The organism is Flavobacterium sp. KH_001, assembly GCF_057840745.1.
Map to the genome: position 1 here is coordinate 3,416,442 of NZ_CM174520.1, position 11,635 is coordinate 3,428,076.

Annotated in this window: 8 protein-coding genes; 3 read left to right on the forward strand and 5 right to left on the reverse strand. The window is 35.1% G+C overall.

Going from position 1 to position 11,635, the window contains the following annotated elements:
- Window positions 1-162: 162 nt before the first annotated feature.
- Together AC3ITQ_RS14810 and AC3ITQ_RS14815 are read left to right on the forward strand one after the other, a co-directional pair.
- Window positions 163-603, forward strand: a complete 441-nt coding sequence (locus AC3ITQ_RS14810; protein WP_489234943.1) for a MarR family winged helix-turn-helix transcriptional regulator — start codon at window positions 163-165, stop codon at window positions 601-603.
- A 1-nt stretch (window position 604) separates the two neighbouring features.
- Window positions 605-1,936, forward strand: coding sequence for a S41 family peptidase (locus tag AC3ITQ_RS14815; RefSeq protein ID WP_489234944.1), 1,332 nt, complete (start codon window positions 605-607; stop codon window positions 1,934-1,936).
- Between the two features lie 105 nt (window positions 1,937-2,041).
- Here AC3ITQ_RS14815 and AC3ITQ_RS14820 read toward each other — a convergent pair whose 3' ends face one another.
- From AC3ITQ_RS14820 to AC3ITQ_RS14830, 3 genes are all read right to left on the reverse strand, one after another.
- Window positions 2,042-2,788, reverse strand: coding sequence for a succinate dehydrogenase/fumarate reductase iron-sulfur subunit (locus AC3ITQ_RS14820; protein WP_489234945.1), 747 nt, complete (start codon window positions 2,786-2,788; stop codon window positions 2,042-2,044).
- A 102-nt stretch (window positions 2,789-2,890) separates the two neighbouring features.
- On the reverse strand, window positions 2,891-4,801 hold the full coding sequence (locus AC3ITQ_RS14825; protein WP_489234946.1) for a fumarate reductase/succinate dehydrogenase flavoprotein subunit: 1,911 nt from the start codon (window positions 4,799-4,801) through the stop codon (window positions 2,891-2,893).
- 176 nt (window positions 4,802-4,977) lie between these two features.
- Window positions 4,978-5,349, reverse strand: coding sequence for a winged helix-turn-helix transcriptional regulator (locus tag AC3ITQ_RS14830; protein ID WP_489234947.1), 372 nt, complete (start codon window positions 5,347-5,349; stop codon window positions 4,978-4,980).
- A gap of 106 nt (window positions 5,350-5,455) precedes the next feature.
- On the opposite strand from AC3ITQ_RS14830, the gene AC3ITQ_RS14835 reads away from it, so the two are divergent.
- Entirely contained in the window at window positions 5,456-6,067 is a 612-nt protein-coding gene (locus AC3ITQ_RS14835) for an FMN-dependent NADH-azoreductase (protein WP_489234948.1), read from the forward strand.
- A gap of 90 nt (window positions 6,068-6,157) precedes the next feature.
- On the opposite strand, the gene AC3ITQ_RS14840 is transcribed toward AC3ITQ_RS14835, so the two are convergent.
- Both AC3ITQ_RS14840 and AC3ITQ_RS14845 read right to left on the reverse strand, forming a co-directional pair.
- On the reverse strand, window positions 6,158-7,438 hold the full coding sequence (locus AC3ITQ_RS14840; protein ID WP_489234949.1) for an acetyl-CoA C-acetyltransferase: 1,281 nt from the start codon (window positions 7,436-7,438) through the stop codon (window positions 6,158-6,160).
- A 185-nt stretch (window positions 7,439-7,623) separates the two neighbouring features.
- Complete coding sequence (locus AC3ITQ_RS14845) at window positions 7,624-11,574, reverse strand: hybrid sensor histidine kinase/response regulator transcription factor (RefSeq protein WP_489234950.1); 3,951 nt, start codon at window positions 11,572-11,574, stop codon at window positions 7,624-7,626.
- Window positions 11,575-11,635 lie beyond the last annotated feature (61 nt).

The following is an 11,635-nucleotide window of genomic DNA, read 5'->3' on the forward strand; positions in this document are numbered from 1 at the left end:
TTTCTTTACTGTTAAAACCCGACAAGGTTATAATACCTGTCGGGTTTTTTTATGTATGCGGATAAATTCGATGAGAATAATAATTTATTCAAATCTATTTGATATATCAAATAAATAGTTATATTTGATATATCAAATAGATTTATAGCTAAGTGACTTAATATGCAAAAGAAAACTCCAACCGGAACCGTACTTTATACGATAGAGCAGGCGATAAAAGAATACAGGAAAATTTGTCAAAAAAACATACAAAAGGTTGTAAATGATATTACAGTCGATCAATGTTTAGTATTAATTATCTTAAATGATAACCCAGGAATACCTCAAATAGAAATAGCAAAATTAATTTTCAAAGACAATGCTTCCATTACAAGAATAATAGAGCTCATGGTTCAAAAAGATTATTTGACTAGAGAAGTAGATGCATCAGACAAAAGAAAATCTAAGCTTTTATTAACTGAGAAAGGTCAAAAGACCATTGTTTTATTGACTCCTATTTTTAAACTTAATCGAAAAACAGCACTTAGTGGATTAACTCTCGACGAAATTACATTGCTTGACAAACTACTTCATAAAATAATTTCCAACTGTAAAACTTTATAAAATGAAAAACATTTTAACTTTCGCAATACTATTATTATCAATTTGTACCTACTCGCAAAAAGACTCCACTACAAAAGAGGTTACTTTAAGTGAATTGCAAAAAAAGCAAATTATTGATTCGCTTGCCAAAGAACTCCAGGAGTTTTACATAAGACCAAACGCGATTTCGGATATAAATAAAAAACTAAATGAGAATTATAAAAAGGGAATCTATAAAAATATCATAATTCCAACTGAATTTGCTTCTAAACTTACAACTGACCTTTTAGAATTTAGTAAAGATTTGCACTTTAGAGTAATGTCTGATCCGGAATGGGCGGCAGACCAACAAAAAAAAGGAAATAAAGAGATACAACAAAAAATTAAGGCTCAAGAATTAACTGAGGCAAAAAAGAGAAATTTTGGCTTTCAGCAAACACGAATTCTTGAAGGAAACATTGGCTATTTAGAGTTTGATTATTTTGAAGATCCTGCAATAGCAAGTGAAACCGCCGCTGCTGCTATGCATTTTTTTGAGAATACAGATGCTTTAATAATAGATTTGCGTAAAAATAATGGGGGCGCTATGGAAATGGGCCAATTTATAAGCAGCTATTTTTATTCTGGTAAGGAATTACCTCTATACAAATATTATTACTATGAAAAAGGCAGAAAAAAAATAGAGCGCGAAATGTGGCTTTTGCCCTCTGTTCCGGGTAAACGCCTTGCTGATATCGATATTTATATTTTAACAAGCAATTCTACTTTTTCTGCTGCAGAATGGATGAGTTATTCACTGCAGAACTTAAAACGTGTTACTATTGTAGGTGAAAAAACAGCCGGAGGAGCTCATCCTATTGATCGAAAAGTTTTATCAAACGGTTTTTCTATAAATATACCTTTTGGAGAGGTTAAAGACCCTATTACTAATCAGGATTTTGAAGGAAAAGGAGTGATGCCAGATGTTTTATGTAAAAGTGAAGAAGCTGTAAACAGTTCTCATTTGCTGGCTTTGCAAAATTTGTCATTAAAAAATAAAGATTCAGTCGGCAACAATCTTGATTGGTTTATTCCAGTTGTTAAAAACAGACAAAAACCTTTAAGTGTTGATCCTGCAATTTTAAAGTCGTATCAGGGTAAATTTGGAAAATCTGAGCTTGTATACGAAGACAATAAGTTGTATTACAGATGGAACAATATCGTTACTCTTTTATTGATTCCTTTAGAGCAAGACTTATTTATGTTTGATGGAGATAATGATTTCCGCATTAAAATTGTTTCAGAAAAAAACGAAATCACAGGCATTAAGAGAATTTATCCAGATGGGCAGGAAAGGCTGTATAAAAAAGATTAAGACAGAGTACAGTTTGTGCAACTGAAAAAAATCGAACTTTTATTAGATGTAATGAGGCAGTAATTTTTAAAGTTCTATTTTCATAAAATTTTAAATGTTACTGCTTTATTTTCTGAAAATCAAAGCTTTAGTGTATTCGGCATTCATTTTTGCAATTGAGAGAATAGAAATTCCCTGAGGGCATTCGATTTCGCAGGCTCTGGTGTCAGAACAATTTCCAAAACCTTCTGCATCCATTTGCTGAACCATGGTTAAAACCCTTTTGGAGGCTTCAATTTTTCCTTGCGGAAGCAAAGCTAAATGAGTGATTTTGGCACCTGTAAACAAAGCGGCACTTGCATTTTTGCAGGTCGCTACACAGGCTCCGCAACCAATACAAGCGGCAGCATCAAAAGAAGCTTCGGCGGTTTCATAGGAGATAGGAATACTATTAGCTTCTGGTGCCTGACCGGTTGAAGCACCAATAAATCCGCCAGCTGTGATGATTTTATCAAAAGCACTTCTGTTGATTTTTAAATCTCTGAGTACAGGGAAAGCTTTTGCACGAAAGGGTTCGATATAGATTGTGTCACCATCTTTAAAACTTCTCATATGAAGCTGGCAGGTTGTAGTGTTTTTTAAAGGTCCATGTGCTCGTCCGTCAATCATAACACCACATTGCCCACAAATACCTTCTCTGCAGTCGTGATCAAATTCGATGACACGTTCTTTTTTTTGAATCAGGGATTCGTTCAAAAGATCTAGCATTTCAAGGAAAGACATATGCTCTGAAACGTTGTCTATTTCATAATCTACCATTTCTCCTTTGGAAGAAGTATCAAATTGTCGCCATATTTTAAGGTATAGTTTCATAGCTAATTATTATTTATAAATTGTTAATTATGAATTGCTTGCAAGTTGTAAAATGGAGCCTTATGGATTGTTAATTAATAATTTACAATTAACAATTCACAATTACTTATAGCTTCGCACAGCAAGTTCAACGGATTCAAATACAAGCGGTTCCTTATGAAGTTCAGGTTGCTGTTCTTTTCCTTTCCATTCCCAGGCCGAGACATAACAGAAATCGGCATCATTTCGAACCGCTTCACCATCGGGAGTCTGATATTCTTCTCTAAAATGAGCACCGCAGGACTCTTCGCGCTGTAGGGCATCATGGCACATTAATTCGGCTAATTCTATATAGTCAGCGATTCTTCCGGCTTTTTCTAATTCGCTATTAAGTTTGTCATCACCGGTAATTAATAAGTCTTTTTCAAAAGAAGACTTTAGAATTTTAATTTCTTCAAGTGCTTCTTCGAGTTTTTCTTTACTTCTTGAGAGTCCGCACTTTTCATATAATAATCGGCCAATTTTTTTATGAAAATAATCCGTTGAAAGCGTTCCTTTACTGCTCAAAAACCGGTTTAATTGCGATTGTACTGTTTTTTCAGCTTCTTCAAAAGCGGGATGAGAAGTATCAATTTTTGGGGCGTTTAATTCCCCTGATAAATAATTCGGAATGGTGTAAGGTGCAATAAAATAGCCATCAACACAGGCCTGAAGTAAAGAATTTGCTCCAAGACGATTAGCGCCGTGATCTGCAAAATTAGCTTCTCCCAAAGCAAATAAGCCCGGAATAGTGGTCATCAATTCGTAATCAACCCAAAGTCCGCCCATCGTAAAATGTGCCGACGGTGAAATCAGCATCGGTTCTTTGTAAGCGTTGATTCCGGTAATTTTCTCATACATCGCAAAAAGATTGCTGTATTTGGCTTCGATTTTATCTTTTCCCTGCGCTTTTATGGCATCCGAAAAATCGAGATAAATGGCATTTTTCATTGGTCCGACACCATGTCCGGCATCGATTTGCTCTTTTGCGGCTCTGGATGAAATATCTCTTGGAGCCAAATTTCCAAAAGAAGGATATTTGCGTTCCAGATAATAATCACGCTCTTCTTCCGGAATTGTATTCGGATTTCGGTCGTCAGCGGCTGTTTTTGGAACCCAGATTCGGCCGTCATTTCGCAAAGATTCCGACATTAAAGTCAGTTTCGATTGGTTTTCTCCATGCTGGGGAAGTGAAGTAGGGTGGAACTGAATCCAGCTTACACCAGCCATAAAAGCGCCTTTTTTGTGAGCTCTCCAAATGGCCGAGCTGTTACAGCCCATTGCTAACGTAGAAAGATAATATACTTTTCCATAACCACCGGAAGCTAAAACAACTGCATCTGCCGCATGGCGTTCAATCACTCCCGTTTCCAGATTTCTGGCGATTATTCCTTTGGCTTTTCCATCAATAACAACTAATTCAAGCATTTCATGACGGGTATTTAAATCAACTTTTCCCAATGAAACCTGACGTAATAATGCCTGATAAGCCCCTAATAAAAGTTGTTGCCCCGTTTGTCCGCGAGCATAAAATGTTCTTGAAACCTGAACCCCTCCGAAAGATCTATTGTTTAAATAACCGGCATATTCTCTGGCAAAGGGTACGCCTTGCGCTACAGCATGATCGATAAGATGAGCGGAACATTCTGCCAAACGGTAAACATTAGCTTCTCTGGATCTAAAATCGCCGCCTTTTATCGTATCATAAAACATTCGGAACGTACTGTCGCCGTCATTTTTGTAGTTTTTAGCCGCATTAACGCCACCTTGTGCTGCTACAGAATGGGCTCTTCTGGCGGAATCCTGAAAACAAAATGATTTGACATTATAACCTTGTTCAGCCAAAGAAGCCGCGCAGGAAGCTCCGGCAAGTCCTGTTCCAACGACAATAATGTTTAGTTTTTTTCTGTTGGCCGGATTTACAAGTTTTGCTTTTGCCTTGTAATGGCTCCATTTTTCAGCTAGTGGACCTTCGGGTATTTTTGAGTCAATCATTTTTATTGGATTTAAAATGAATTCATACAAAACTTCTAAAAAACTGTGTCAGTTTTTTGGTACACTAATTTAAGATAAAATATTGATTTTCGTGGAAATTAAAAGAAACTATTATTGATCTGGTTCTTTTGATTAACCAAATGAAAATTTTGCTTTTGATAAGAAAAAAACAAAAGCTATTTACCAATAATTTCCTTTCGATGCAATGTTCCCCATTCATTTAAGGCTCCAATCACATTATATAAAGTATGGCTGTGAGCTGTTCTGGCATATTCAACAGTTGGAGGAAAAGTATCATAAACTGTTCTGGTAACCAATTTGTTTATCTCCAGATCTTTAAGTTCTTTTGAAAGCATTTTATCTGTGATTCCGTTTATATCCTTAGAAATCTCTTTAAATCGTTTAGGTCGGTTTGATAATGCAATCAAAATGGGCAATTTCCATCGGCCGCTTAAAACTTCTAATGCATCTCTAACAGGTAGTAATGCCGCCAGACACTCTTCCGGTTCTCCACACTTTTCTTTTTTTAATTCGCTATTTGTTTTCATATTATCATGTGACTATCCTCAAGGATAGCGCTATCCTTGAGGATAGTACTATAAAAGAGATAGCAAATGTAGATAAGTTTGTATTGTAAACAAAATAAATAGAATCATGAGTAAAAGAATTCTGAATATAGTAACGAGCATCAAAGGAGATGCCTCGTTTAGTAATAAATTATCCAATGCTATTCTGGAGAAACTGAAAGCAGAACACAATGAAATTCAGCTGCAAACACTTGATCTTTCAAAAACACCTTTGCCATACTTGACTGATTTGCATATAAGTGCGATTTATGTACCGACAGAACTTCATACAGAACCTCAAAAAGACGCTCTTAAATATTCAGATGCAGCAGTAAAAGATCTTTTGGAGGCTGATATTATTGTAATTGGTGTGCCACTTTATAATTTTGGAATTCCTGCTGTATTAAAAGGCTGGATCGATCAGGTGGCAAGGGCAGGGAAGACTTTTAGTTATGATGAAAATGGTCCAAAAGGATTATTGACAGATAAAAAAGTGTTCTTATCTATTGCTTCCGGAGCTATATTTTCTGAAGGCCCTTATAAAAGTTATGACTTTTCAGAATCCTATTTGCGTACGGTATTAGGCTTTTTAGGTATTACGGATGTTACTACTTTTCGTGTAGAAGGAACTGCGATTCCTGATTTTGCTGAGAATGCATTGCCGAAAGCTTTGGCAAGTGTTGAGGAGTTTGCTTTTTAATTTTTGATGACAGAATTTAGATCTTAAAATCTTTGTCAAAGTTTTAAACTTTGACAAAGATAATTGTGGTGTTAAAAGTATTTGAAAATATTATTTCTCAATAATCATTGTAATTCCTTGTCCGCCAGCGGCACAAATCGAAATAAATCCTCTTCCGGAACCTTTTTCGTTCAATAATTTAGCCATAACACCAATTATTCTTCCGCCGGTTGCAGCGAATGGATGAGCGGATGCCAAACTGCTTCCTTTTACATTCAGTTTATCTCGGTCGATTGCGCCAAGTGGTTTCTTTAAACCTATTTGAGCACTCAATTCCGGGCTTTCCCAAATTTTTAAAGTAGCTAAAACCTGTGCAGCAAAAGCTTCGTGAATTTCATAATAATCGAAATCCTGCAGATTTAATCCGGCTTTTTCAAGCATTCTACTTGCAGCAAATAAAGGTGCTAATAATAGGTTTTGTTGATTTTTGACATATTCAATGGCAGCAACTTCAGCAAAAGTGATGTAAGCCAAAATTGGAAGTCCACGTTCTTTTGCCCATTCTTCGCTGGCTAAAAGTACACATGAAGCACCATCAGTAAGTGGTGTTGAATTTCCAGCGGTTAATGTTCCGTTTACTTTATCAAAGGCAGGTTTTAATTTCGATAATTTTTCAATAGAACTGTCTTTTCTCAGATTATTGTCTTTGTCTAATCCATTGAAAGGCGTGATCATATCATCAAAAAAGCCTTCATCATACGCTTTTGCCATATTCAAATGACTTTTAAGCGCCAAATTATCCTGATCTTCTCTGAATATTTGATAATGCTTGGCTGTAATTTCAGTGTGACCGCCCATCGAAAGTCCGGTTTGTGATTCTTCGTTTCGCGGAACTAAAGGCGTTAAATCGGCTGGGCGAAGTTTCAAAAACGTTTTGATTTTTTCTCCTAATGATTTTGCCTGTCGGGCGTTCAATAAGATTTTTCGAAGTTTTTCACTAACCGCAATTGGCATATCGCTAATGGAATCAACTCCACCGGCAATTCCGGATTCAATTTGTCCTAAGGCAATTTTATTGGCAACATAAATAGCACTTTCAATTCCGGTATCACAGGCTTGCTGTAGATCACAGGCCGGAGTTGCTGGATCAAGAGATGTTTTCATAACACATTCCCGAATCAAATTGCTGTCATAAGTGTGTTTAATTACAGCACCGCCGACTACTTCGCCCAATAATTCGCCTTTTAAATTGTATTTATCAATAAGTCCGTTTAAGGCTGCCGTCATCATTTCCTGGTTTCCAACATTAGCGTAAGCGGTATTAGCACGCGCAAACGGAATTCGGTTATAACCCACAATGGCGACTTTTCTGATTGTATTGCTATTATTCATCTTTAGATTTTTGTTTCAACAGAAATTTAATTTTCCAGTCTAAAGATAATTAGAAAATGTGGCAATTAGATAATTAGATAATGAGAAAATGTGGCAATTAGATAATCAGATAATTAGAAAATTAGTCAATTAGATAATTATTAGCATCACAATTATCTCATTATCTAATTGGCACATTGACACATTTACTTATTCATCGCAATATAATCTGAAGGTGACATCGAAAAGTGTTTTTGAAAATTTCTTCCAAAGCTTGTCTGCGATTTATAACCGACCATTTCGGCTATTTCATACATTTTGTAATTTTCATTCAATAGTAATTCTGCAGCTCTTTTTAAACGCACAATATTGATTAATTCATTCGGACTCAGGTTTGAAATATCCTTGATTTTTCGGTATAAAGTAGAACGGCTCATATTCATTATTTCGGCCAGAGATTCTACACTTAAATCTGGATCTGTAATGTTTTTCAGGATTTCGTCATCCAGTTTTTTAAGGAATTTTTCATCTGTTTTATTATGGGCAATACTTTTGATGTGCGAAAGCGGAGAACTCGCATAATAGTTCATAATCTGTTTTCTGTTTTCAATCAAGTTATTGACCTGAACTTTTAAATAATCCATTGAGAATGGTTTTGCGATATAAGCATCGGCACCCACTTCTAAACCATCAATTTGTGACTTCAGGGAGTTTTTTGCGGTCAATAAAATTACCGGAATATGACTGGTTTCCAGATTCGTTTTAATCTCTTTACACATTGTAATTCCGTCCATAACCGGCATGGAGACATCACTAATGACGAGCTGAATGTTTTGGTTATGAATGATTTTTATGGCGCTTTCACCATTCTCTGCTTTTAAAATAGTGTAGGTTGAAGACAATTCAGAAGTAATAAAATTTAATAAATCTTCATTGTCTTCCACTACTAAAATTTGTGCTTTTTCATTTTTGGATTCTGTTTCAATCTTTTCAATTTTAGTCTGAACTTCTTCTTTTTTAGAATCGGTATACAACATAAATTCTTCTTTTTGATGCAGCGGCACAATCAGTTCAAAAATATTTAATTCTGAATCCGGAATCAATTGTAAATTTCCGTTGTGCAATTGTGTTAGCGAATGCGCCAGTGAAAGCCCAATTCCGGTTCCGGAAGTCGAATCCATATTATCAACCCTGAAAAAGGGTTCGAAAATCTTGTCCTTTAGCTGAAACGGAATCAAATTTCCATCATTCTTAACCACTAAAGTCAGTTTTTTATCATCTCTGAATAAAGAAATAGAAACCTTGTCTTTGGAGTATTTAATAGCGTTACTAATCAAATTGCTCAGGATTTTTTTGAAGGCTTCTTTGTCCACAAAAGCAAAAATGTCCTTTTCTCCTAAATTAAGTTCAAAATCAATTCCTTTTTCTTCAATTAACGGACTGAATCTCAAATGTAAATTACGAACCTGAGAAGAGATATTGGCTTCCACGAAAGTGAGTTTTAATCCGCCAATTTCCGATTTTCTGAAGTCTAGCAATTCATTAACCAATTTCAGTAATCGCGAAGTATTCTTCTTCATGATAGAAAGATTCTGAGGTACTTCAGGCGATTGATGTTCCATCACCAAAAGTTTTTCTAGTGGCCCTTTTATAAGCGTCAAAGGCGTTCTGATTTCGTGTGCTACATTGGTAAAGAAGTCAATTTTAGCCTGATAGATTTCCTTTTCTTTTTCGTCATTTAAATGTTTTATTTTACGGTTATTTTTAAGCTGTGTCAAATTTTGAGAATAACGGATGATGTAATAAAACGAACCGCAAATCAATAGAAAATAGAAAAAATAAGCATAAGAACTCGCCCAGAAAGGCGGCAGAATTACAATTTTCAATTTCACTTCTTTACTCCAGACGCCAAAACTGTTTAGTGATTTTACTTTAAAAACATAGTCGCCAGGAGCCAGTTCTGTAAAGAAAACTTTATTGTTTCTTTCCAGATAAACCCAGTCATTGTTGACGGTTTCAAGCTTATACCAGTATTCTGTAAGTTCAGGGGCAGTAAAATTTAAAGAAGCGAATTCAAGATTAAACGAAGATTGATCGTTGTTCAGTTCGAGTTCATCAAGATGCGAAATAGATTGTTTTATAGGCGAATCATTTTCATTGGCGTCAATATCTTTATTGTTGATCTGAAGATTCGTGATGAACATCGAAGGTGTATACTTGTTTTTAGTAAAATTCTTCGGATTGAAACTGATCATTCCGTTTAAATTTCCAAAATACATATCGCCATTGGTATCTCTAAAAGCCGAACTATAGTTAAACTGATCGCTCAATAGACCATTGGCAGTGGTATAAATTTTAATTTTTTTGTGGTTTGGATTAAATTTCACCAAACCTTTAGAAGTGGTTAGCCATAAATTCTTTTCTCCATCTTCTAAAATAGAATAAACCACACTGCTTGGAAGTCCGTTTTTAGTGGTGAATTTTTTGAAAGTTCTTGTTTTCTTATCAAATAAATTCAGACCATTTTCGGTAGCAAACCATAAGTTTTTATGGCTGTCTTCAAAAATCGAATTGATCGAATTGTTGCTAATGCCATCCGGATTTTTATAATCATATATAAAAACCTCTTTTTTATGTGTTTTTGAATTGTAGAAAAATAAACCATCTCTATAACTTCCGGCCCAGTAATTCCCATCACTATCTTCTTTAAAAATGGTATAGTGGGTGGTTTCGGGAAACATTTTTAAGATATCAAAATTGTCATTTTGTTCATTATAACGATAGATTCCCATCGTGGTAACAACTATTAAATCTTTATTTTTTGTTTCACCAAACGAAAAAATAAAGTTACTTCTCAAACCTGTTGAAGGATCATTGGCACTGTAATGTTTGATAACTAAACCCGATTTTCTATCTAAAACATCTAATCCATGCTCAAAAGTTCCAACCCAGATTTTGTCTTTTCGAGGCAATAAACCGTGAATGTTATAATAGGAAACACCACTTTTACTTCCGTTAGGTAAATACGAAGTAAATTTTCCAGTTTTAGGATTAAAACGATTTAAACCGGCATCTTCAGTACCAATCCAAAAATCGCCTGCGTCATCTTTATGGATTTCCCTAACGGCGCTTCCGGTGATGGAATTCTGGTTTTTCTGCGGAAAATATTTCTTGAATTGGGTGTATTGTTTTTGATGATAATTGATTCCGCCAAAATAAGTACCAATCCAGATTCCGTTTTCTTTATCAATGGTAATAGAGTAGGCCGCATTGTCTGAAATGGCGTACGGATCATTATAGTTTTTTTTGAGGTTAACGCTCGTTTTTGTTTTAAGATTATAAACATAAACACCGGATTCACTGGCAATCCAAAGTTCTGCAGTATCTTTTTTTCTAAACTGACGCACAAAAACGGGCTCTTTGGAACTGAATTTCAAATCAGAAGTCGTTTTGTTTTTTCTATTATATAGTAGTACACCGTGATCCTGCGTTCCAATTAGAATATTTTCATTGTCTAAAGCATAAATTGTGGTGATTCTGAAATTGGTTTTATTGGAAGGAGGTGTTAAAGCGATATTTTCAAACGACAAACTTTCTTCAGAATAATGATATATTTTGTTTAAGGAAGAAGCCCAGATTTCGCCTTTTGAATCTCTTGCAATTGAGGTTGCCACAAAATATTTGTTAGGACTAAAAGTTTTGGTTTCTTTTTTGGATGGCGCGTATTTGTACAATATATTGCCCGAAATAAACCAAATATTTCCCTTGTGATCATGATTTATATCGTTGATTCGGTCATTTATAGCCTCATTAAGAACTGTAAAATGATCTGTTTTTTTATCGTACTGATACAACCCTTTATCAGTTCCCACCCAAATAGCGCCCCGATAGGCGTGCAATGACTGAACATAATTGCTTCCAAGACTGTGAATGGGATCATTTTGGCTTCTATACGTTTTAAAATGATAGCCATCGAACCTGTTCAAACCATCCTTAGTTCCAAACCACATAAACCCGTCTTCATCCTGAATAGAGGTAATAACGGTGTTGTTTGAAAGTCCTTCTTCAACCTGAAAATGTTTAAAATAATATTCCTGTGCGTGAATAAAATTTGTCAAAAAAGTTAAAAAAAATAGTAAAAGAAAGAATTTACGCATTGTTATAATTTTTATTTAAAAAACGGGTTTCAGCAAATCGTGTCAATCTTATTCCAAATGT

Coding starts and splice junctions, on each gene's coding strand:
- AC3ITQ_RS14840 (WP_489234949.1), bottom strand. CDS start 7,438: ATGAATAATAGCAATACAATCAGAAAAGTCGCCATTGTGGGTTATAAC.
- AC3ITQ_RS14830 (WP_489234947.1), bottom strand. CDS start 5,349: ATGAAAACAAATAGCGAATTAAAAAAAGAAAAGTGTGGAGAACCGGAA.
- AC3ITQ_RS14835 (WP_489234948.1), top strand. CDS start 5,456: ATGAGTAAAAGAATTCTGAATATAGTAACGAGCATCAAAGGAGATGCC.
- AC3ITQ_RS14815 (WP_489234944.1), top strand. CDS start 605: ATGAAAAACATTTTAACTTTCGCAATACTATTATTATCAATTTGTACC.
- AC3ITQ_RS14810 (WP_489234943.1), top strand. CDS start 163: ATGCAAAAGAAAACTCCAACCGGAACCGTACTTTATACGATAGAGCAG.
- AC3ITQ_RS14820 (WP_489234945.1), bottom strand. CDS start 2,788: ATGAAACTATACCTTAAAATATGGCGACAATTTGATACTTCTTCCAAA.
- AC3ITQ_RS14845 (WP_489234950.1), bottom strand. CDS start 11,574: ATGCGTAAATTCTTTCTTTTACTATTTTTTTTAACTTTTTTGACAAAT.
- AC3ITQ_RS14825 (WP_489234946.1), bottom strand. CDS start 4,801: ATGATTGACTCAAAAATACCCGAAGGTCCACTAGCTGAAAAATGGAGC.